At 37.2% G+C, this 23,924-nt stretch carries 19 protein-coding genes; 6 read left to right on the top strand and 13 right to left on the bottom strand.

Annotation, left to right across the window (positions count from 1 at the left end; genetic code table 11):
* The first annotated feature begins 78 nt into the window (after nt 1-78).
* From ACN6MT_RS01490 to ACN6MT_RS01500, 3 genes are all read left to right on the top strand, one after another.
* Entirely contained in the window at nt 79-558 is a 480-nt protein-coding gene (locus ACN6MT_RS01490; protein ID WP_419954531.1) for a glutathione peroxidase, read from the top strand.
* A 13-nt stretch (nt 559-571) separates the two neighbouring features.
* Nucleotides 572-1,009, top strand: a complete 438-nt coding sequence (locus ACN6MT_RS01495; RefSeq protein WP_419954532.1) for a MarR family winged helix-turn-helix transcriptional regulator — start codon at nt 572-574, stop codon at nt 1,007-1,009.
* A 119-nt stretch (nt 1,010-1,128) separates the two neighbouring features.
* Nucleotides 1,129-2,511 carry an MFS transporter gene (locus ACN6MT_RS01500; RefSeq protein WP_419954533.1) on the top strand — a complete coding sequence of 461 codons (1,383 nt, stop codon included), beginning with the start codon at nt 1,129-1,131 and terminating at the stop codon, nt 2,509-2,511.
* On the opposite strand, the gene ACN6MT_RS01505 is transcribed toward ACN6MT_RS01500, so the two are convergent.
* The 9 genes from ACN6MT_RS01505 to ACN6MT_RS01545 all read right to left on the bottom strand — a co-directional run bounded on the left by ACN6MT_RS01505 (nt 2,508) and on the right by ACN6MT_RS01545 (nt 11,233).
* A complete protein-coding gene (locus ACN6MT_RS01505; protein ID WP_034672642.1) occupies nt 2,508-3,185 on the bottom strand; it encodes a DUF2294 domain-containing protein in 678 nt (225 codons plus the stop codon). The genes ACN6MT_RS01500 and ACN6MT_RS01505 overlap by 4 nt on opposite strands.
* Nucleotides 3,186-3,313: 128 nt before the next feature.
* Nucleotides 3,314-4,030 carry a Na-translocating system protein MpsC family protein gene (locus ACN6MT_RS01510; RefSeq protein WP_419954534.1) on the bottom strand — a complete coding sequence of 239 codons (717 nt, stop codon included), beginning with the start codon at nt 4,028-4,030 and terminating at the stop codon, nt 3,314-3,316.
* Between the two features lie 177 nt (nt 4,031-4,207).
* A complete protein-coding gene (locus ACN6MT_RS01515) occupies nt 4,208-5,293 on the bottom strand; it encodes an ATP-binding protein (protein ID WP_419954535.1) in 1,086 nt (361 codons plus the stop codon).
* Nucleotides 5,294-5,541: 248 nt separating this feature from the next.
* Nucleotides 5,542-6,951 carry a GntP family permease gene (locus ACN6MT_RS01520; RefSeq protein WP_419954536.1) on the bottom strand — a complete coding sequence of 470 codons (1,410 nt, stop codon included), beginning with the start codon at nt 6,949-6,951 and terminating at the stop codon, nt 5,542-5,544.
* 174 nt (nt 6,952-7,125) lie between these two features.
* Nucleotides 7,126-8,142 (bottom strand): 4-hydroxy-2-oxovalerate aldolase, encoded by a 1,017-nt coding sequence (gene dmpG / locus ACN6MT_RS01525; RefSeq protein WP_063253605.1) that lies wholly within the window; start codon nt 8,140-8,142, stop codon nt 7,126-7,128.
* Nucleotides 8,143-8,164: 22 nt separating this feature from the next.
* Nucleotides 8,165-9,052 (bottom strand): acetaldehyde dehydrogenase (acetylating), encoded by an 888-nt coding sequence (locus ACN6MT_RS01530; RefSeq protein ID WP_419954537.1) that lies wholly within the window; start codon nt 9,050-9,052, stop codon nt 8,165-8,167.
* Between the two features lie 101 nt (nt 9,053-9,153).
* Nucleotides 9,154-9,930 carry an IclR family transcriptional regulator gene (locus tag ACN6MT_RS01535; protein WP_419954538.1) on the bottom strand — a complete coding sequence of 259 codons (777 nt, stop codon included), beginning with the start codon at nt 9,928-9,930 and terminating at the stop codon, nt 9,154-9,156.
* A 181-nt stretch (nt 9,931-10,111) separates the two neighbouring features.
* Nucleotides 10,112-10,381: an iron-sulfur cluster biosynthesis gene (locus tag ACN6MT_RS01540; RefSeq protein WP_419954539.1), complete on the bottom strand. Its 270-nt coding sequence runs from the start codon at nt 10,379-10,381 to the stop codon at nt 10,112-10,114.
* A gap of 18 nt (nt 10,382-10,399) precedes the next feature.
* A complete protein-coding gene (locus ACN6MT_RS01545; RefSeq protein WP_419954540.1) occupies nt 10,400-11,233 on the bottom strand; it encodes a TetR/AcrR family transcriptional regulator in 834 nt (277 codons plus the stop codon).
* A 100-nt stretch (nt 11,234-11,333) separates the two neighbouring features.
* Here ACN6MT_RS01545 and ACN6MT_RS01550 point away from each other — a divergent pair, with 100 nt between their 5' ends.
* On the top strand, nt 11,334-14,417 hold the full coding sequence (locus ACN6MT_RS01550) for an efflux RND transporter permease subunit (RefSeq protein ID WP_419954541.1): 3,084 nt from the start codon (nt 11,334-11,336) through the stop codon (nt 14,415-14,417).
* A 48-nt stretch (nt 14,418-14,465) separates the two neighbouring features.
* Here the strand turns inward: ACN6MT_RS01550 and ACN6MT_RS01555 are convergent, their stop codons facing one another.
* From ACN6MT_RS01555 to ACN6MT_RS01565, 3 genes are all read right to left on the bottom strand, one after another.
* Nucleotides 14,466-15,425 (bottom strand): quinone oxidoreductase family protein, encoded by a 960-nt coding sequence (locus ACN6MT_RS01555; RefSeq protein WP_419954542.1) that lies wholly within the window; start codon nt 15,423-15,425, stop codon nt 14,466-14,468.
* Between the two features lie 422 nt (nt 15,426-15,847).
* The gene (locus ACN6MT_RS01560; RefSeq protein WP_419954543.1) at nt 15,848-16,369 is read right to left on the bottom strand and encodes a DUF1456 family protein; all 522 of its coding nucleotides are present in this window, start codon (nt 16,367-16,369) and stop codon (nt 15,848-15,850) included.
* A gap of 57 nt (nt 16,370-16,426) precedes the next feature.
* Entirely contained in the window at nt 16,427-17,134 is a 708-nt protein-coding gene (locus ACN6MT_RS01565; RefSeq protein ID WP_419954544.1) for a M48 family metallopeptidase, read from the bottom strand.
* A gap of 168 nt (nt 17,135-17,302) precedes the next feature.
* Here ACN6MT_RS01565 and ACN6MT_RS01570 point away from each other — a divergent pair, with 168 nt between their 5' ends.
* Together ACN6MT_RS01570 and ACN6MT_RS01575 are read left to right on the top strand one after the other, a co-directional pair.
* A complete protein-coding gene (locus tag ACN6MT_RS01570; RefSeq protein WP_419954545.1) occupies nt 17,303-19,603 on the top strand; it encodes an N-acetylmuramoyl-L-alanine amidase in 2,301 nt (766 codons plus the stop codon).
* Nucleotides 19,604-19,974: 371 nt separating this feature from the next.
* Nucleotides 19,975-21,486: a DHA2 family efflux MFS transporter permease subunit gene (locus tag ACN6MT_RS01575; protein WP_419954546.1), complete on the top strand. Its 1,512-nt coding sequence runs from the start codon at nt 19,975-19,977 to the stop codon at nt 21,484-21,486.
* A gap of 119 nt (nt 21,487-21,605) precedes the next feature.
* On the opposite strand, the gene ACN6MT_RS01580 is transcribed toward ACN6MT_RS01575, so the two are convergent.
* Nucleotides 21,606-23,849, bottom strand: coding sequence for an alpha-galactosidase (locus tag ACN6MT_RS01580; protein ID WP_419954547.1), 2,244 nt, complete (start codon nt 23,847-23,849; stop codon nt 21,606-21,608).
* Nucleotides 23,850-23,924: the final 75 nt, after the last annotated feature.

Raw genomic sequence — 23,924 nt, forward strand, 5'->3', positions numbered from 1 at the left:
GTTATTCTCAATTGAATCGTGTATGATTTAATCGTAGACGATTTAATTAATAAGAGGCACTAACCAGGAGGAATATAAATGAAGACAGTCTATGATTTTTCTGTAAAAATGACTAACGGTGTGGAAAAGTCACTCAAAGAATATGAAGGTAAACCTTTAATTATTGTCAATACTGCCAGCAAATGCGGGCTAACTCCTCAATTTCAAGGCTTACAGGAACTATATGACTCCTACAAGGATCGTGGATTAGAAATTTTAGGATTCCCTTGTGATCAATTCAATAACCAAGAATTCGATAATATTGAAGAAACTACACAGTTTTGCCAGTTAAATTACGGGGTAACTTTCCCTATCTTTGCGAAAATCGATGTGAATGGCGATAAGGCAGATCCTTTATTCACTTACCTGAAGGAAGAAAAGAAAGGATTACTTTCTAAAAACATTAAATGGAATTTCACAAAATTTCTTGTTGACCAAAATGGCCAGGTTGTTGAGCGTTATGCACCTACAACAGAACCTGCTAAAATGAAGAATGATCTAGAAAAACTATTATCCTAACAGGTGATTGCCTTTGAAAGACTTCATAACATTAAAAAGCCAGCTTTGCTTTGCCGTATATGAAACAGCTAGTGAATTTAACAAATTATACTCCGGCGTACTTCAGCCTTTCGGTTTAACCTATCCTCAATATTTAGTCTTATTGGCTTTATGGGAACAGGATGGGGTGACATTAAAGGAATTAGGGGAAAAGTTAAATTTGGGCACTGGGACATTGACCCCGATGGTTTCGCGCATGGAAGCAAATAATTGGGTGAGAAAACAACGCTCTAAAGAGGACGAAAGGAAAGTGTATATCTATCTGCACGAGAAGGCTCTAGAAGAAAAACATTCTATTACCAGTAAAATCGCAGATGCAATTCTATCCTGTCAAATAGAGCTTGAAGAATATGAGCAATTAATGCATCAGCTGCATACTTTGCAGAAAAAAATGAGAGAAAGAAAAGTCTAATTTAAATCCCCTGAGGGGGAATCTCTCGGCGTATAGAGTAAAAAGGGAGGCTTTCTTAATGAAAGTCTCTCTTTTTATTGTTATCATTAAGAATACTATCCTAAGGAGAGTTCGGTTCTATGTTAATAAGTAAGAGAACAATTCCGGGTAAAAATTCAACATTACTAATAACAGCAATTGCATTAGGTGTTATCTTAAATCCATTAAACACCACCATGATAACAGTTGCATTGCCTGATATAAAAGATCAATTTCAACTTACCTCAAAAGATATTTCTTGGTTAATTGCTTCCTATTTTATGGTGAGTGCAATCTTTCTGCCATTAATCGGTAAATTAAGTGATTATTATGGTCGAAAAAAAATCTTTATCATTGGACTGCTATTAGTAGCCATCTCTTCGTTTACCGCTCCATTGTCTACAAATATGGAGTTTTTACTTATGATGAGAACCATACAGGCAATAGGAACATCCGCTCTTTACCCTGCGGGAATTGGTATTGTCCGTACATATATAGAAAAAAATCAAAACAGAGTCATTGGTACATTATCTGTATTTGCTACAACCTCGGCTGCCTTTGGACCCACTATCAGTGGATTGTTAGTTCAACAGGGCGGCTGGCCAATTATCTTTTACGTTAACTTTCCAATTATCGTGATTTCTGCCATTTTGGCTATCCTGTCCATTCCAAAAGATATAAAAAACACTCAGAAAACCTTCAAATGGGATGTGATAGGAATAATTTTATTTGGTTTATCCATTTTTCTTTGGATGTTCCTGCTTCAGTCCTTAGAGAATGGAGTTAGCTATTGGTTATTATTTTCTCCTTTAGTTGTGACTTTCTTATTTTATAAATACGAAAATAAGAAAGATGAACCTTTTATAAATATTAATTTTTTCAAGAAGAACATTAACATTACCTTAATTTATTGTCTATATTCTCTAACAACAATAGTCTTTTTCTCAATGCTGTTATCCATGCCTATTTATTTACAACTTGTGCTGTCGCTAACTTCCAAAATAACTGGAATCATGATGCTTTCCATTTCAGTATTTGCCATGATTATTACACCGATTGCGGTACGTTGGATGGAAAAGTCAGGGTACAGGTACCCATTACTTTCCGGCGGAATAGCAGGTCTAATTGGAGTTGTATTATTACTAACCATAAACCACAACTCCCCCCTATTATGGATATTTAGTGTGCTTTCACTCTTGGGTTTAAGTAATGGCATATTAAATATTGGTTTACAAAATATACTTTATTCACTTGTATCTAAATCTGAAAGTGGGATTGCTTCAGGCTTATTTATGACATCAAGATTTATTGGTAATATCCTGGCCTCTAGTATTTTCGGTGTCATGTTTGCAACAGGAATTAATGATGGTAACCACAATTCGATGTCTATCATCTTACTAATTGTGTCTCTTGTATTAATTCCGGGAATGCTATATATTACAAGATCCAATGCTTCTCAAATATCTGGCAGGGGTATTTCTTAGGGACTTAAGACAAAAGCGATGAATGATTTATCTTCTTTAAAGTTCCAGTCAATAAAAATATCCCTGACAGACTTATTAAAAATATCCTCAAATCGGCCATTGCGATGAAAATAAGTCTTTTCAAGTTCATCCTTTGTGAATTTTAGTTCATTCTCAAATCCTTTTTCAATTAGTGCCTTTTCTATTTGTATAAGGATTCCTTTTCTCTCAATTAAGTAAATAGATGGCGAAATGGGATAGGTATTAATTTTATCTGGAACTTTTTCAACCATGAAGCTAATTCGCCCAACTTCTAATTCTACCCTTTGGATATCGACATCGGTTTTATATTCCTGCCCTGCTTCCTTATCTAATATAAATATGAGCACACCAGAGTTATTTGGAAAATTCCAATCATGATACTCTTCTATCACTTCAACACCAAAAGTTACTTGTATGACTCCTTTAATTTCGTCGAGAAGGTGGGTAATAATAACAGTTCTCGCTTGATCAACGTACTTGTCCTGACCATGTTCTAGCAATATATCCTCCATCGGAGATAAAAATCCACGTATATAGGTAACGAGATGATTTTTAGAAACTGTGGTCTGACAGCTATGGGGCCCTCTTCCAAACTTCTTCCGTAATAACTTGCTAATATAACTACTGATGTACTCTTCCTTTTTTTGCTCCATCGCATTTTACCCCTTAATGAAAAAAATCTTTTATATCCACTTAGTATGTACGAGACTACTCCATATTAAAAAAGCAAAAAAACATATTGTATTTTAGGATTTCCCTCTTTACAACATGTTTTTTTAGGTTATTCGATAGTATATAGTTTGTTAAAAATAAATACAAGATAATTTCTATTATTCTTATAGTCCCACATAATAAAGATATCCTCGATTAAACGATTAAAAAGTTCTTCAAATTGATCCTTGTTCTTCCAATATCCATCTTTTATATCCCATGCTTGGTGGAGCAGCAAATCTACATTCCCTTTTTCATAAACTAATTTTTCAAGTGGCAAAAGTACTTCTTTAGATTCTATTGCACAAATATTTTGTGTAAACTTTACAATTTTCAAACTGACAGGCTTTTTATGGTAGTGTGACGCTACATTTTCGATTAAGTTAAATAGGCTGTTTTGAAGACTGTTCTCTATCTTCTCCTCATGATTAGATTGCGCTTGGTCTAACAGGAGGATTCCTGTGCTTTTATCATAGTTCCAATCATGAAAGAAATAATCAAAGGATATTCCTAAAACCACTGATACCTCTTCTATAAACTCTTGAGCAACTGAATGAATCACGGCTGAACGGAAATTGTGTGCAAGCTCTAACTGGCCTTGACTTATCAACACTTCCTCTGCAGGTGTAATAAAATTTCTCATATAGACATAAAATCTATTGCCTTTTAAGATAACATGACAGGATTCCGGCCCCTTTCCAAAACTGCGTTTAAGCAATTTGCTAAACGTGCTGCTGAGATATACTAAATTCTCTTGAGTAGATATAATATGTATCTCTCCTTTCACAAAAATAAAAAAGGCCTAACTTCAAAAAAGAAGTTAGGCCACGGTTAAGACGACTATATAAATAGTTTCTTCCATTTACCATACAGGATACAAATATTGTTTTTTATGTAAGTATAAAAGACTTCTAAAACTAATGACAGCAAGACATTAGACATATCTATTTTAACACTGTTTTCACTATACTGCAATTGTTTTGACAGTTGGTAAAATCACTTCAATACAAGTTCCTTCCGGGCTGCTAAAAATATTACTTTTTCCTTTATGTTCCTCGATGATCTCATTGCAAACAAGGATCCCTAGCCCAGTGCCATGTTCCTTAGTTGTAAAAAACGGCTCACTTATACGCTCTAATATTTCAGGTGGAATACCACTGCCTTGATCAATGATTCGGATATGGACGCTATCAAGTAAGGTTATACCTTCAATGATAATTTTCCCGCCAGCTGACATTGCCTCAATTGCATTTTTTATAAAGTTAATAAATACTTGCTTCAATTGGTTTTCGTCTCCCAAAACAGCCGCCTCAAGTGCATGGAAATTCTTAATTACCTCAATATTATTTAATAATGTCTGTGACTCCATCAAGGTTACAACTTTATCCAACAAACTGCGGATCTTCAACTCTTGGTAGTTAATCTTAGTTGGTGTAGCTAGAACCATTAACTCCTTTAAAATCATTTCAACCCGATTAATCTCTGATTCAACAATATTATAATAAGTCAAATCCCCTTTATGTTCCCCCATCATTAATTGCAAAAAGCCTTTTATGGCCGTAATGGGATTGCGGATTTCATGGGCAATTCCTGCCGCCAGCTGACCCGCCGCAGCTTGTTTTTCAGACAGCAATTGCCTCTCTCTCTTTATCATCGTGATATCTTTTAACACAACGTAGCTCCCAACTACTTCATCACTAAAAAGAATTGGGAAAGCGGTTACGTTTACGTCCATTGAATATCCAGGTCTCATACTAATTTTAGAATCAAAATTGGTTAGGTTTTCACGCTGCTTTTTAATAAAAAACGTTTGAGTGTCATTTAAAACAGACGGGATGAAAATATTACTTAGCTTCATTCCTATTAGGTCATTTCTTGAACATTGCAATAATTCTTCACAGACTTCATTTACATAAACCAAATGACCAGACATGTTCAATATGAAAAATGGGTCTGTTTTTTTTGAAAGCACAGAGAAGTCTTTATCCACATTGACATCTACATATATTTCAAGTAAGAAGTTTAATCGCTTCATTTCATCCTTATCCATCTGAAACATCCCTCCCGTTTTAAGCATTAAAAAAAGCCAAAATAAGCGCAGGGATTCCTACGTCTTATTTTGGCTTAAATTCTAGCATCTATATCTAGAAACCCATTACCGATTAGTAACCTATCAAAAACTCAACAAAAAGAGTTATTTTAGTAGTATAGAGCATTTATCTCTATTTCCACCTTTAATATTAAACTTTTATTTAAGAATATTCAATCAATAAATACTAAATATTGTTAATTTAGAAATTAAACGATTCCAGTTAACAGATAAACAGCGATGATGAAGAACGCAGCAATGGTTTTAATAATGGTAATAGCAAAAATATCACGATATGATTGCTTATGTGTCAATCCTGTTATAGCCAATAACGTAATAACCGCTCCGTTATGCGGCAGTGTATCCATTCCTCCAGAAGCCATGGAAATAACCCTGTGCATAACTTCTAATGGAATATCAAATTGATTTGCTAGTTCAATATATTTATCAGACATCATTCCAAGAGTGATTGCAATACCAGCAGAGGCTGAACCAGAGATCGCTGAAAGGATGTTGGTGGTAACAGCTCCGTTTAGTAATGGATGACCAAATACTTTAGCAATTCCATCTCTTGCAATAGAGAAACCAGGCAGATTTGAAATAACAGCTCCAAATCCATATTCTGTTGCTGAGTTCATAATAGCTAAAAGCGCACCTGCTACTCCGATTTTCATTCCATCTTTGAAATTCAGCATTACAGGTTTACGATTATAAAGAATCGTTGCGATAATACCGACTAGAAGTGCAATTTCAACTGACCAAATTCCGATCACTTTTGACGTTGCAATGCTTGGAAAGCTCATTCCAATTGCTTCGAAGTCAAAACCATTTGGATACCATTTTGGAATGACCGTTGTTAGTACTTTATTTAAAACTGCAACTAATACAACAGGGACAAAAGCAAAAATCTTACGTCCGATACTTTCTTGTTCCCCTAAATCCATCGTTACTTCATTGTCTTCCTTAATGGTACCGAAGCTGTCATAACCTTCCCCAGCTTTTTCTGCTTTAATACGACGAGAGTTTAAATACCACATTCCAAGTATGAAGATAAAGATAGCTCCGATAATCCCAAGCGTAGGCGCAGCATATAGATCTGTTCCAAAGAAGCTTGTTGGAATTACGTTTTGGACTTGCGGTGAACCAGGCAGTGCGTCCATTGTAAAGGTGAATGAACCAAGTGCAATGGTACCAGGAATTAAACGCTTTGGTATATTTGCTTGTCTGAACAGATGTGCAGCAAAAGGATAGACTGCGAATGCTACTACTACTAAGCTAATTCCACTATAGGTTAAAATAGCAGCCAGTAACACGATCGCTAACATTCCTCTTTTTTGACCAACAGCTTGGACAATAGTAGAAGCAATCGTTTTAGCTAGTCCCGACATTTCTACTACTTTACCAAAAATAGCTCCTAATAAGAAAATCGGAAAGTATAGCTGAATGTATTCAACCATTTTCCCCATAAAAACATTCGAGTAAAAAGGCAGAATCCATCCAGGTTCTGTTAAAAGCACTGCAAATAACGCACAAATCGGTGCAAAAATGATAACAGTGAATCCTCGATATGCGATAAACATCAACATTCCGAGTGCTAATAGTATAATGACTAATTCCATTGTTTTTCTCCTCTACCTCTGGGATGTTTAACTCTAAGAAGGAACTTTTTGAATAACTGTTAAAACGTTTTCAAATAATACAAATGGTAAGTGAAGCAAGAAAGAAAGTTCTCACTTCACTTCACATTTCATTGTGTTTGTTCCTCGGCTAACCTGCTAATCTATCTTTATTTATTAGCGATTCTTGTTTTTGGCGATTTCAGCAGCCACTTCAACGATCATATCCTCTTGACCGCCAACCACTTTTCGCTTTCCTAATTCTATTAAAATATCACGTGAATCTACACCGTATCTTTCTGCAGCACGTTTTGAGTGCAAGGCAAAGCTTGAGTAAACACCAGCATAACCAAGGGTTAAACTATCTTTTGTTATTTCTTGTGGTACTGGTAAAAGTGGAGCAATGATGTCTTCAGCTAAATCCATCATTTTATATAAATCTACACCAGTTTTAATTCCCATTCGTTCACAAACTGCAATAAGTACTTCTGTTTGTGTATTTCCGGCACCTGCTCCTAAGCAGCGAACACTGCCATCGATACGAGTAGCACCTTCTTCAATCGCTACAAGCGTATTTGCCATGGCTAATGATAAATTGTTATGACCGTGGAAACCAATGTTAATACCTACTGATTGTTTAAGTGCAGAAATTCGTTCCCGCACTTGACCTGGCAGCAGGTAACCCGCAGAATCAACCACATAAACAGTATCTGCTCCATAGCTTTCCATTAACTTTGCTTGTTCTACTAATTTATCGACAGGAGCCATATGGTTCATCATTAAGAATCCAACGGTTTCCATACCTAATTCTTTTGCATAAGCAATATGCTGTGGAGCCACATCTGCTTCCGTAACATGTGTTGCAATACGCGCCATTTTTGCACCTAAATTGGCTGCTTCTTTCAATTCATGCAACGTACCGATACCTGGTAATAAAAGGACTGCAATTTTAGACTTATCTGCAACGGAAACGGCTGCTTCGATTAATTCCAGTTCATTTGTACGTGAAAGGCCATATTGTAAGGATGATCCTGCTAAACCATCTCCATGTGATACTTCGATATACGGAACATTTGCATCATTCAATGCTTTCGCAACTTTTAATACTTGCTCTACTGTAAATTGGTGAGAAACTGCATGACTTCCATCTCGTAATGCAACCTCAGTGATCAGAATATCTCTTTCGTTTGTCATTTTAATTTCTCCTTTCTACCGCTTAAACGGTTTCTTTCTTTAATAGATTTTTAGCAAACTCTTCCGCGATTTTCACACCCGCAGCTGTCATAATATCAAGATTTCCTGAATATTTTGGCAGGTAATCCCCAGCACCTTCTACTTGAATAAAGATGGTTACTTTATTACCCTCGAAAATAGGCTCCGTACGAAGCTGATAGCCTGGCACATAAGATTGAACGACTTCTGTCATTTCAGCAATCGACTTTCTAATACCTTCCTCGTCCATTTTCCCCTCTTCTACAAGGGTATAAACCGTATCACGCATCATGATTGGAGGTTCAGCAGGGTTTAAAATCATAATTGCCTTCCCTTTTTTCGCTCCGCCAACTACTTCAATTGCACGAGAAGTGGTTTCAGTGAATTCATCGATATTCGCACGAGTTCCAGGACCAGCACTTTTACTGGAAATGGTAGCAACGATTTCAGCATATTCTACAGGGCTTACACGATTTACAGCGTGAACCATCGGAATAGTCGCCTGTCCGCCACACGTAATTAAATTGATATTATCCTTCTCTAAATGCTCGTCAATATTAACCGCAGCACATACATATGGTCCTACCGCTGCAGGAGTCATATCGATTACTTTAATACCTGCTTCTTTTAACACTTTCGCATTATAAAGATGTGCCTTTGCAGAAGTCGCATCAAATACGATATCTGCTTTCAATTCAGGATTTGCAAGAAAACCATCAATTCCAGTGTCTACCCCTGCATAACCCATTTCTCTTGCACGGCGTAATCCGTCTGATTGCGGGTCAATCCCAATTACAGCTGTTAATTCTAGTAATTCAGAACGACCAAGTTTGATCATTAAATCTGTACCAATGTTCCCTGAGCCAAGAACGGCAACTTTTACTTTTGACAAAATAATTCTCCTCCTTGAATATTACTTTTTTATATTTTCCTTACTCTAGCTGCTTTTTAATAAGGCGCCATCTTAAACTTCGATGTTTTTTGGAACAAACTTTAATAAACATTACCTCTATAACCTAATGATCTTGATATTTCCTTTGCCGCTTCCTTTATCCCCGTTATTACTCTCGGAAGCTTCTCCTCATCAAGTCTCATTTTGGGTGCAGCACAACTAATTGAAGCGATTACATTTCCTTTATGATTAAATATCGGTGCGGCAATACATTTAAGTCCCAACTCGATTTCTTCATCATCGACCGCATACCCAGTCTCGCGAACAGTAACTAAATGTTTTTTAATTTGATTAACATCTGTCATCGTATACTCTGTAAATGCTTCTAAACTTGATGCAGATAATAATCGATCCGCTTCTTCCTCACTTAAATGAGCAAGTATTGCCTTCCCCACGCCAGTACAATGAACGGGCGCTCTTTTTCCTGTATGAGAATAGATTGTTAGAGCTCTTGGGCCTTCTACCTTTTCAATATAAATGACTTCATCACGCTGTAAGGTAACTAAGTGAACGGTTTCATTTACTTCATCGGCTAACTCTCTAATAATCGGTCTTGCAATATTCCCAATGTCTAGATGTTTTCCAACAAAGTTACCTAATATGAAGAGTTTCATCCCCAGCTTATACTTCAAATCCTCTGAATTCTGCTCGAGATACCCTCTATGTTCCAAGGTTTTAATAATTCCATGAACCGTGCTTTTGGATAATTGAAGCTTCTCACTTATCTCTTTAACACTTAGCTCTGGACTTGTGGTCAAAAACACTTCAAGGACATCAGCAGCCCTTTCAATCGATTGAATTAAACGTTCAGACATCATCAACCTTCTCTCGTTCGTCATTGTCGAATGGCGTTCGTAAATTTACTAATCGATAAATTTATACTAAACCGCAATTAATAGTATGTCAATAACTTTAAATCCATTATTCTAAAATATTGAATTACATTGATAAATAAAAAAGAGCTCATCCTGTAGAATGAACTCTTTCTGTTTATAATGATTAAATAATCTCAAATTGTTTAAACCCAGTTTGATCTGGTATAAAATCCAGTTTCTTATTACGAAAATAATGACATTCCCCTTTATCAATAATGAAATGCAGGTCATCCAATACTATTTCACTATCATTAGCTTCCATCGTTCCTTCTAAAGTTAATTTTACCTTCATAAAACAGCTTTTTCGCATTTGTAATCGAATAAACTTAGCAGATTCTGATAATTCCAACCGTTTTTGTATTTCTGTTTTTGCTGCATCTGTTAAAATCAACACCGTTAGCCCACCTTTTACTTACATATTAAAATAACTACCCAGTAAATAAGAAATCCACTTGGTTTGAGGATGGTTTCGAATATTTTCTAGTAATCCCTTAATAATCGCCCGTCCAAATGTTTGTTCATGCAGCTGCTGTTTTAACAGCATTAACGATTCCTTTTCTACTGACTCTTCCATATCTTCCATTTCTTGATTGATTAGCGAGATAATCTGTTCCTTCGTTAAATCCTCTATTGGCGGCTCTTCAAGAATCTTGATAAGTCCTTTTGAAATAAAGGGAACGGTTGAGTTTCTGGCAAGCAGATTTGTTTTTTCCACCAATGACGTTGACAACAAGTCCAAATCTAATGGTACGTTATAAAACAAAAATAGATGAGAATACATACTTATAAATCCTTTGGTACAAAATACTAAATCATATTTTATCTCTTCGACTTCCTGACCTCCATATAAACGCTCTACCATCGAAAGAATCGTTTTATCCATTAATCTATCGTAGTAACGCATTTTTACAATGAAGTCCTCATTAAAAGAACGTGATTGTTCCTTAATTAATATTTTCCCAAAATCAGAATGCTTTTGAAATGAGTTGAATATTGCGTAATAAAATTTATATAGAAGATTTTCCTTATCTTTTGCACTTCTGACTATATAGTCAATTTCAGAGGTGAATTGAATCATAAAGTGATCGATTATCTCGATAATCAATTCATCTTTTGACTTAAAAGATAGATAAAAAGCACCTTTGGAGATGCCGCAATGTTCTGTGATTTGCTGGACAGACGTTGCCTCAAAACCCTGTTTAGCAAAGAGTTCTATTGCCTTTTCCATTATCAATTGTTTTTTCATCGTTTAGTCTTCACTCCTAGGTTCAATCATTGACAGATGACCGGTTAGTCAGTATTATAAGTAAATGGGTTAGATAAGTCAATTAAGGGTAGGTGTAAGTGTGAAAGGGTTAGTCAACTTTGTACTAGGAAATAAACTAGCAGTATGGTTACTTACCATTATTATTACGGTATCTGGTATTTATTCAGGTACAAAAATGAATATGGAGACAATCCCTGATATTTCAATTCCATACTTAATGGTAATGGATGTATATCCTGGGGCAACTCCAGAGCAAGTCATGGAAGATGTATCAAAGCCTTTAGAGAAAGTGATAGAAAACCTTAAGGGTGTAAAATCTGTCTATTCCAATTCAAATGCTAATATGGCAAGTATTCAAGTGGAATATGAATATGGTGAAGATATGGACGAGGCAAATCGTGCATTAAAATCTGCGTTAGAGTCCGTGAAGCTGCCAGAAAATGCACAAGAGCCTATTATTACAGCAATTAGTATGAACATGATGCCTGTTATGGCACTTAGTGTAAGCAGCACAACAGAGAATATCGTTGAATTAACGTCGACCGTTGAGGATATTATACTTCCAAAAATCGAGAAAATCGATGGTGTTGCCTCTGCCACCATTACAGGTCAACATATAGAAGAAGTTCAGCTTACGTATAACGATGCAAAAATGGCTGAATATGGTTTAAAAGAAGATACTGTTAAACAAATGATTCAAGCGAGTGACTTAGCGGTCTCATTGGGTCTTTATGAATTTGAAGAAGGCGAACAGGCTGTAGCTATTGATGGCAAGTTCATGACCGCGGATGAATTAAAAGAAATGCTAATTCCTGTAACACCATCAGCGACGCAGCCTTCTCCATTTGTAAAGCTTAGCGACATCGCTGAAATTGAAGTAGTTGGTAAAGTACAATCGATATCACGTACAAATGGTGAAAATGCCATTGCCATCCAAATTGTTAAAGGTCAAGAAGCAAACACTGTAGATGTCGTAAACAGTGTGAAGGATCTAGTTAAGGAAGAAAAGGCGAAAATTGAGGGTCTGGTCATTGATGTATCACTAGACCAAGGTGCACCAATTGAAAAGTCGGTTTCAACGATGGTTGAAAAGGCATTGTTTGGTGGTTTAATTGCGGTATTAATTATCCTTTTATTCCTGCGTGATTTTAAATCAACGATTATTTCAATTGTTTCTATTCCGGTTTCCATTTTCATGGCATTCCTTTTGCTCAACTGGATGGAAATAACCCTAAATATCATGACACTTGGTGCCGTTACGGTAGCAATCGGTCGTGTCATCGATGACTCGATCGTCGTTGTTGAAAATATTTATCGACGTCTTCATTTGAAAGAAGAAAAATTATCAGGTCGTGCACTTGTACGCGAAGCGACGATTGAAATGTTCAAACCAATCCTGTCCTCAACATTAGTAACTGTTGCAGTCTTTGCACCACTTATTTTTGTTGGCGGTATGGTCGGTGAATTATTCACGCCATTCGCACTTACTATGACATTTGCCCTTGGCGCTTCGTTAGTTGTTGCGATTACCATCGTTCCTGCGTTGTCTCACTTCTTATTCAAGAAAAAATTATATGGTGAGAAAACAGAAAGCAGCCATAAAGAAGTTGGTAAATTGGCGAACTGGTACAAAGGAATCCTTGGATGGACACTTAACCATAAAGTGATTACCTCCATTATCGCTGTTGTGTTATTAGCAGGAAGTTTGGCGTTAACTCCATTAATCGGATTCAGCTTTATGGGCAGTGAAGAAGAAAAGGTTATGTACCTAACATACACACCAAAAGCGGGCGAGTTAGAGGATGAAACATTAGCAAACGTGGCAGCCGTAGAAGAAGAAATGTTAAAACGTGATGATATCGATATTGTTCAGATTTCCGTAACAGAAAGCGGCGATCCGATGGCTGCCATGATGGGCGGCGGCGGAGATGGTGCGTTAATGTACCTAATTTTTGACCCAGATATGGAAAACTTCCCTGAAGTTCGTGAAGAAATTGAAGATTATGTGTTTAACATTGGACAATCGGGAGAATGGAAGAGCCAAAACTTCACTTCTATGTCGATGGCAACCAATGAAGTCAGCTACACGTTCTATAGTGAAGATTTAGATAAACTAAATGAAGCTGTAAAAATGGTAGAAGACGTTCTGAGCAAAAATGATCGATTAGAAGATGTTTCTTCAAGTGCTGAGGAAGCATACGTTGAATATACATTTAAAGTGGAACAAGATGAATTACTGCAGTATGGTTTAACAACAGGTCAAATTGTAATGATGTTAAATCCAAATAAGGCGCAAGATGTATTAACAACGGTTGAAAAGGACGGTAACGAATTAGACGTAATCGTTCAGCAGGAACAAGCTGCACAGCCAAAATCAATTGATGATATCTTAGCTACACAAGTCCCAACAGCACTTGGTACAACAATGCCTCTTTCTGAACTGGTAACAGTTGAAAAAGGTACAACATTAAATACACTTGCACGCAGCAAAGGCGAATACTATGCAACTGTTTCCGGAACCATCCTCGATGAGGATATTTCAAAAGCTACAGCTGCAGTTGATAAAGAAATTGACAAATTAGATTTACCTAAAGGTGTTACAATCGGTGTCGCCGGTGTCCAGGCAGATATGACAGAGACATTTACACAGCTTGGCATGGCTATGCTTGCAGCAATTGCGATTGTGTACTTTATCTTAGTTGTAACCTTCCGTGAAGGTGTCGCACCGTTTGCCATCCTATTCTCATTACCATTTGCCGTAATTGGCTCTTTTGTTGGTCTATTAATCGCAGATGAAACCATATCAGTCTCTGTTATGATGGGATTATTAATGTTAATTGGTATCGTTGTTACGAATGCCATTGTACTGGTTGACCGGATTATTCATATGGAACGTGATGGAATGACGATGCGTGAAGCAGTACTCGAAGCTGGCGCAACTCGTCTGCGTCCAATCCTAATGACTGCTATTGCCACAATCGGTGCGCTAATTCCATTAGCAATCGGCCAAGGCGGTGGCGGTTTAATCTCAAAAGGTCTTGGTATTACTGTAATCGGCGGTTTAGCGAGTTCAACGTTACTAACACTGATTGTTGTCCCAATCGTTTATGAGGTATTATCTAAGATGTTTAAGAAGAATCGCAAAGAAATTCAAGAAAATTAATTCACGAAGCCCTACAAGATATCCTATCTTGTAGGGCTTTTTATAAGTTTAAGGTCTTAATAATATTTTACCTGTACTTTTTCGGCTCTCCAGTAACGTATGTGCTTTAGATCCATCGTTTAAAGAAAAAACAGCTGGTTCCTGAACGTTAATTTTCCCTTCCCCAATCCAATCAAATAACTGTTTTGACCGTGATTTTCTTTCTTCTAAAGTTGTAAGAACATTCCAAAGATCCCCGCCAGTTAGTGTTTTTGAGGTATCCATGAGCATCCTAGGATCAACAGGTGCGGGGTCTCCCCCTGCCATGCCATAAAAAACAACAGTACCTCCAACTTTAGTAACTTCAAAGCTTTCTTCTAATGTAGAGCCGACCGATTCATATACTACGTCTACTCCATTTGTCTCTTTCTTTACTTCCTCAACCCAATCATCTTTGTATAAAAAAACCTGGTCAGCTCCAGCTGAGTAAGCAGCTTTAGTCTTTTCAAATGAAGAAGTAAGCCCGATTACTTGTGCTCCTACTAATTTTGCAATTTGAATAAGAATTTGACCAACCCCGCCAGCCGCTGCATGAATAAGGACTGAGTCTCCAGGCTTAATTTTATAACTATCTTTTGTTAAGTAATGTGCAGTTAAACCCTGAAGTAAGACAGTTGCGGCTGTATCGAAGGAAATATTATCTGGTAACGGAATTGCCTTTTCAAAGGGAACTGCAACCAACTCAGCATTAGCTAATGGTACATCTGCAAAAGCAATTCGATCTCCAACTTTTATATCTGTAATGCTGTTTCCGACTTCTTCCACAATCCCTGCACCCTCATACCCCAATATATAAGGGGGTGTACCGACTAGATGATAGTTCCCTTTCCGTCGGTATATATCTGCGTAATTTAACCCTATCGCTCTCATCCGAACCAATATTTCATTTTCTTTAATAACAGGGTTTGAAATATCTTTATATTGCAATACCTCGGGCCCACCGAATTTTTCAAAGATAAGTGCTTTCATTTTCCTGCTCCTCGCTTTTAAAAATATATTTGACATTGTAAAGTTTTTTTAGTGCAAATACAAAAAAGTCACTTACCAATTATGGTTAAGACGACAACTACTGACAATATTTCTAGTAATCAAACGATTGATTAAAATGGTACAAACCCCTTTTTAAAAACGAATATCGAGTTATTTTCAGGGAAATTTTTTGTCGAGGGTAAGGTTTAATTTTCGCTAAACATCTACAATGGCACCCAAAATAAGTAAGGTACTACAATCAATGACAGACTTAGACACTAAAAGTGTTATTCAAACGATTGATTAGTGTGGGTTAAAACCCTTTCAAATAATGCTTTTAGATACTAAAAAAGTTAAAATGAATGTCGAAATAAATTGCCAAAAAAAGCGCTATGATATATAGCGCCCTTCTAATCATGGTCTTATCCTCTATATTTAAGTGCTAATCCTTTTAAAAAATTCCTAGCGTATTTATCAAGGCACTGCTTATAATTCTTATGACCTTCTTTTCTAAGCATGGCGCTTAATTCACCTTTTGTTACGGTTATGCCCGCTTTATCAAATATATCAAGCATATCTTCAGACGTTAACGACAGTGCTATCTTTACCTTCTTTAACAGCTGGTTATTAATGCTTTCCTTGCTCTTTGGGGGTAATGGTGTATCAGATTGTCCAGGCTTTGGTTCTTGCTTACCTCGTTTAAACGTAATAAAGCCATTTAAGAATGACTCTAACATACTATTTGTGCATTTAATATGATCCTCATCTTCGACAATATCATCATAATAATCTTCTTCGCCGTAACTGTCCTTTGGTTTTGTAAGGATCTTTAGCACTTCTTCTTTTGTTACTTCAACCCCGCCAAATTTAAAAATTTCTGCCATATCTGTATCTTTTATATCTAGCGCATAACGTAAACGAATTAATATATCATTATTCTCCATTTATAAACCTCCAATAAGATGGCTATTTCCATAGCACAAGTATATCCGTTCCAATTGTTAAACAGTCATTCTCCAACTGGATAACGCTAACCAGTTCTCTTGCTGTTCATAATCGGGTATTATTTTCCCAACAAGCCTCCAAAAGGACCGATCATGATTCAGGTGAACCATATGGCACATTTCGTGGACGACTACATAGTCAATCACACTCTGCGGCGCCATCGCAAGCCGCCAATTAAACGTCAACTGATGCTTTGAATCACACGTTCCCCAGTTGGTCTTATTATCTGTAATCTTGATTGACCGCGGCTTTGATTTAAAGTTGCTTTGATAGCATTTTATACTCTTTTCGACTAACATCTTACACTGCTGATAGTAAAACCGCTTTAATGCTTGTCTAACTTTTTCATCCTCAAGTTGTTTCACAAATATATGTAGCTCTTCTTCTTTAAACACAACATAGTCTTGCTGGATATCGATATCATGTGAAATCCGAATGGGATATTCTTTTCCTAAATAAAGAAAGCTCTCACCATGGTCATAGGTTTTTACCGTTGGTCCGTTGGTTCTATCCTTCATTTCTTTTCGTTTCTGCTGGATCCATTCCCATTTTTCTTCTAAAGCCTGTATCAGGTGTTCATCAGAAATTCCTTTAGGAGCCTGTACTTCAACATTTCCATACAGATCTATTGAAATGCTAATTGAAGTACGCTTTTTATACCTTATCTTAAAACGAATTGTTTGCCCTAAATAAGTATGAATCATTTTAATCCCCTTATAACACTTCAAATTACTACTAAACTTAAACATATTTCGACAAATGAAGCAAGTTAATGAACAGAAATTAGTCATTAAATGTAAATATATGTTTTTTAATCATTAGATTAATAGTATTATAGAATAGACCTATTAATAGCTAAGAAAGGAGTAGAAATGAAATTTAATAAAGTATTTGCAGTAGTTTTCATGGCTTTCATAGTAATGTTTTTGAGTCTAAAAGTTCCACTATTTGCCTCAGCGGAAACACCTGCCATTGGATTCATGGATAAGCCGATAACGGGTACGTCACTAAGAGGGACGGAAAACGTTTATGGATGGTTTCTCGATGAAAACCGAGTTGCAAAAATAGAAGTATTAGTGGACGGCGCTGTTGTTGGTCAAGCTGTCTATGGTGATGCGAGACCTGATGTTCAAAAAGCTTTTCCTCAATATAACTATGGAGAAGCCGGCTTTCATTTTAACCTCGACACCACCCAATTTGCGGATGGTCAACATGCCATTACAATCAGAGAAACTAGTATGAACGGACAAGTCACGACATTGCCGTCTAGTACCATACAGATCGATAACGCCTTTGGTTTTTTAGATAGACCAGCAGCTGGCTCTACTGTTAATGGAACAGAAAGCGTGTATGGGTGGTTCCTAGATAACAGTGGCGTTGCAGCAATAGAAATATTAGTTGACGGAGCTGTTGTTGGCCAAGCAGCATATGGTGATGCGCGGCCGGATGTCCTTAAGTTTTATCCTCAATACAAGAATGGGAATTCGGGATATCATTACGCTCTAGACACAACTAAATTTACGGATGGACAGCATACCGTTGCCGTCAGAGAAACTGGTATGAACGGGCAAGTTACGATATTGCCGGCTAGTACCATCACGATCGATAATGCTTTTGGTTTCTTAGATAGGCCGTCTGCTGGCTCTACTATTAATGGAACGCAAAACGTTTATGGTTGGTTCTTGGATGCTAGCCGCATCGAAAAAATAGAAGTCTTAGTTGATGGTGCTGTAGTTGGTCAGGCAGTCTATGGTGATTCTAGACCTGATGTCCAAAAATTCTATCCGGAATTCAATAATGACAAATCTGGCTATCATTTTGCTCTGGATACGACTAAATATCCAGATGGCCAGCATACCATAACAATCAAGGAAACTGGTATGAACGGAAATTACACAATTTTGACCGACCGTACAGTAACGATTGAAAATGCATTAGGATTTCTGGATAAGCCAGTTTCTGGGGCAACACTTTATGGGACTCAAAGCGTGTATGGCTGGTTCTTGGATGAATCTGGAGTCGAAGCGATAGAAATATTGATGGATGGTGTAGTTGTTGGTCAAGCATCCTATGGTGACGCACGACCAGATGTTGAAAGATTTTACCCTCAATACCACAACGGAAGAGCAGGTTTTCATTTTGCTCTGGATACAACCAAATTTGCAGATGGCCAGCACACCCTTACAGTCAGAGAAATCGGGAAGAACGGTACAGTTACTCCCCTGTCTGATCGAACCATAACCCTTCAAAATGCTTTGGGGGTTCTGGATAGTCCACCGCCGGGTACAACACTTAGAGGAAATCACAATGTATATGGCTGGTTTTTGGATAACAGCGGTGTCGCCAAGATAGAAGTATTAGTGGACGGGGCAGTTATTGGCCAAGCTAATTATGGGGATGCACGCGCTGATGTCCAAAGAGTTTATCCTCAATTCAACAATGGAAAAGCTGGCTTTCATTTTACTCTTGACACCGCCAAATTCCCTGATGGCCAGCATACGATTACCATCAGAGAAACAGGTTATAATGGTTTCGTCACAACACTGCCTGCCAATACTGTTACGTTCAATCAAAGTGCTTATAAGATCTTCTTAGATCCGGGACATGGCGGCTCTGACCCTGGCGCAGTAGCTGGAGGATATAACGAAGCAAACTTGAATTTAGCGGTAGCGAAAAAAGTTCAAACGCTTTTACTAAACCAAGGCTATACTGTTTATATGTCTCGTAATGACAGTACCTATGTATCATTGCTAGACCGTTCAAAAATGGCAAATGATCTAAAGGCTGATGTTTTCATAAGTATTCATACTAATTCTACAGCAGGTGAAAGCACTTCTGCGAATGGTATTGAGTCATACTTCTATGAATATGACCCAAATTACCCTTCGAAAATTAATGATCAATGGCATAATAATCCTGATCGAATTGCTAAGAGTATGACTCTTACAAGCTTTATTCAACAGAATTTGATTGAATATACAGGTGCAAACAATCGTGGCACAGATGGAGATACCTTCTCCGTTCTCCGCGAATCCGCTATGCCTGCAACGTTAACAGAGATTGGTTTTATTAATAACGCTAGTGAAAGACAAAAGTTATTGACAGATTCCTATCAAAACAAATTAGCCCAGGCTATTGCCGACGGGGTTGTCGAGTACTTTAGAGTTTATTAATATTTTTATAAAAAAGATAGGCCAGAAATCTCATAGATTTCTCGGCCTATCTTTTTTATTTATAATCATGCTCCTAAGCTTTAAATCTAAACAGAATCTTCGCAACTATATTACTCACAAGCACTTCTTCATTTATCTTTTCTTATTAGATTGTTCCCAGAAACACAATTAGAAAGCAATAACAGTCAACTATAAGTTATAATCAAGCAGTTTTAGAGAATGTTTTTTATTATTGGGGAGCTTAGAATAGAATGTAATCTATGTTAACGCTTACTTTGAAAATGGTGAGTGTATTGGATGCCAATCCAAAAAGAATGATTCATCTAATTATGTAATGTTGAGAGTCTTTTATACACTAAGGGAGAGATACCATGAATAAATCGCTAAAAAAGACTCATCGTCCACCGTATGGGATTCTTGCTGTACTTATGATCGGCACATTTATTACATTTTTAAATAATACATTATTAAATATCGCACTGCCATCGATAATGGTTGATTTAGATATTGATACAGCAACCGTTCAATGGTTAACGACAGTCTTTATGCTAGTAAACGGAATTTTAATTCCAACCACTGCATTCTTATTTCAAAAATTTTCAGTCCGTCAATTATTCTTGGCAGCAATGGGACTATTTGCAATAGGGACGATCATTGCCGGTAGTACTGATTTCTTTTCCATATTATTAATTGGCCGGATTCTTCAAGCTTCCGGAGCAGCCATCATGATGCCGGTACTAATGAATGTCATGCTAGTAAGCTTTCCGATTGAAAAGCGCGGAGCCGCTATGGGTGTCTTTGGTTTAATTATCATGTTCGCTCCAGCAATAGGTCCTACTTTATCAGGGTGGATTATTGAACACTATCACTGGAGAATGCTTTTCCACTTTATCACGCCTATCGCTATTATCGTTATTTTGATTGGCTTTTTTACACTTAAGGACAAAAAGGATAAAACCGATATTAAACTTGATTTATTTTCGCTTTTGATATCAAGCATGGGTTTTGGAGGGCTCCTATTCGGTTTTAGTTCCGCCGGCAGTAAAGGCTGGACAAGTGCGCTAGTGTATATGCCGCTGCTAATTGGCGTTATCTCCCTTATATGGTTTATCTTACGCCAAACAAAACAAGCTTTTCCCATGCTTAATTTTAGGGTATTTAAATACCCTATGTTTTCGCTATCTGCAACGATTACGATTGTACTTAATATGGCAATGTTTTCAGGCTTTTTACTTCTCCCTATATATGTTCAAACCATACGAGGTATATCGCCGTTGGACACCGGATTATTGCTGCTTCCAGGAGCGCTGTTGATGGCCATTATGTCACCCATTATAGGAAGATTATTTGATAAGTTTGGGGGGCGGATGTTAGCAATCATCGGCCTAATTATTACAACAATTACAACCTATTACTTCAGCAAGTTAACTTTCACAACACCCTACAATTACTTGGTGATTTTACATGCTGTAAGGATGTTAGGCATATCAATGGTGATGATGCCTGTTTCAACAAATGGTTTAAATCAGCTTCCTGTAAGTCTCTATCCACACGGTACAGCCATGAACAACACAATAAATCAGGTATCCGGTGCTATCGGTACGGCCCTTTTGGTCACAGCTATGTCTAATTATTCGAAATCATACGCAGCCCAATTATCCAAAGAAGCTTTAAAAACTGTACCAGAAAAAGGGATAGCTGAAATCCAGGCGGAAATTGCCATGAAAGCCATGCTTGAAGGAATCAATTATACCTTCTTTTTATCAACCTTAATTGCTAGTTTTGCCCTGCTTCTATCCTTCTTTATCAAACGGGCAGTACAAGCAGAAGCTCAAATAGAAGGAACACCATCTAAAAAAAGGTTTAGACGTAAATTGGCATAAAATAAGAATTCCCCGTGGGGTGGAAAAAAGTCCTAAGTGAAGAGAATTCACTTGGGCTTTTTTCGTTAAAAAAATGGCCCCTTTTGTAACACTGCCGAGTATAGAGATTACTCCATTTTTCACACCCTATTTACATCCACCTTTGCCTTTAAATAATAGATAGTTGATTGATAATCTCCTCTACGTTTTGCTTTGTGGTGATTTGAACCATTAAATTCAGTTGGCAGTGTTACACCGTGATACATGAGTTCATCGCCATAAAATTCTTTACCAGTGTTTTCTATTTCATATAAGAGGTTTGGATCTAATCCTTTCAGTCCAAGTACTTGTTGTTTTGTTGGATTAGGAGTTGCCAGTACTTTATACCAGCCAACTAAGGCTTCTGATTTGTCCTTTGAAACAATCATCCACGCTGTTTCATTGTTTTCAAAAGGGCTTAATAGGCGATAAAAATCCCCATCACGTACAAGCCTTCGTTGCGTTTTATAGAACTGGACCTGCTCCTTAATAACCCTTCTTTCTTCCACACTCAATTCAAGCGGATTAAGTTCGTACCCGAACGTACCAAAGTATGCAGTATTCGCTCTTGTATCAATCGAAGTAGAACGCATTGTTTGATGGTTTGGTGCAGCAGACACATGTGAACCCATACTATATATTGGATACACAAGTGAAGTCCCATACTGAATTTTTAGCCGTTCGACTGGATCTGTGTCATCACTTGTCCACGCTTGTGGAGCATAATAAAACATACCTGGGTCAAACCTGCCGCCCCCGCCTGCACAGGATTCAAATAATACGTCAGGAAACTCATTTGTTAATTTTTCATATAGAGAATACACACCTAAGATATACCGATGATAGAATTCTCCTTGCTGATCATGTCCTAAGGCGGCCGAATAAGCATCCGTGATATTACGGTTCATATCCCACTTAATATAGGTCAGATGGGTATTTCTAATAATTCCTGCCATTTTCTCATAAATATACTTCACTACATCATTTCTGGAGAAATCCAACACAAGCTGATTCCGTCCAAATGTTAGATGCTCTCCCTGCCTGCCTACAACCCATTCAGGATGACCACGAAATAAATGACTGTTCGGATTGATCATTTCTGGTTCAAACCATAGCCCAAATTTCATCCCCATGTTATTTACCTTTTGTGCCAATGAAGTTAAACCATTCGGTAATTTTTCTTCATTTTCAAACCAATCTCCAAGTGAAGAAGTATCATCATTCCGTTTCCCAAACCAGCCATCATCTAACACAAACAACTCAATCCCAAGTCCCTTCGCACTTTCAGCTATATTTACTAGTTTTTCTTCGTTAAAATCAAAATAGGTTGCTTCCCAATTGTTGATCAAAATCGGTCTCTCATCTGTTTTCCAAGGATCGCGAATTAGCTGATTTCGGTATAAATCATGAAAGGTTTGACTCATTCCATTTAATCCTTCATCAGAATATACCATGACGACCTCTGGAGCTTGAAAACTTTCTTCAGGTGCTAACTTCCACTTAAACTGGTGTGGGTGAATTCCCATCATCACTCTTGTAACTTGATAATGGTCGACTTCAACCTGAGCTATGAAATTACTACTATAGATAAAATTAAACCCGTATACCTCATTCACATGCTCTGTTGTATCGTTTCTTTTCAACGCAATAAATGGATTATGATGATGCGAACTTGCACCGCGTATACTTGAAATAGAGTGAATTCCTTCTACTAATTTACGTTCTTTTATATGTCTTTCTCTAGACCATGTTCCAGATAAGTGCACCATTGAAAAATCACTATCTGGAAAGTCGATTGAAGAGCTCATGATCTTTTTTAAATACACATTATCTGAACCGGCATTTTTTACCGTTACACTTCTCGTGATAACAGGAAAATGATGAAAGATGGAATAAGTTAAAAGCAGTTCCGTATCCGTTGTATCATCCAATAACCTAATGTTTAAGGTTGTGGACTCATCTCCATCAGCATAGGTAGCAGGCAATCCATCTAGCTTTGGTTTTCCTTTTAAAATTTCATAATCTTTGTAGGTAAATTGATTTCCTATTCTACCTTCACTTGTTTCAAGTTCAATTGCAGCATCACGGAAGTCACCTTTCCCGTAGACAGGGTATTCTTGGCGAGTTGTTTCTAATGAGAAAGCAGGATCATCCTGAAAAAAATGACAACTTGCAGGTGTAGGAACATCATTTTTCTGAAGATGAGAGAAATCATGACGATGTCTGATCGCTTTTCCAAAGTATAAATGACCAAGACCTCCGTTTTTAAGGACATTAACTATATAACTAATTTTTCCATTTGTTAAATGAAACTGGTTGGATGGTTCGTTAACAAAGATATACATACATATACTCCTTCCAAGGCTGGATTCTCTTCAAAAATACAAGTAAAGAGCCTGAGATTCATTCAAGCTCTTTAC

The sequence above is a fragment of the Neobacillus niacini genome, assembly GCF_048572935.1.
Lineage (GTDB): Bacteria > Bacillota > Bacilli > Bacillales > Cytobacillaceae > Neobacillus > Neobacillus niacini.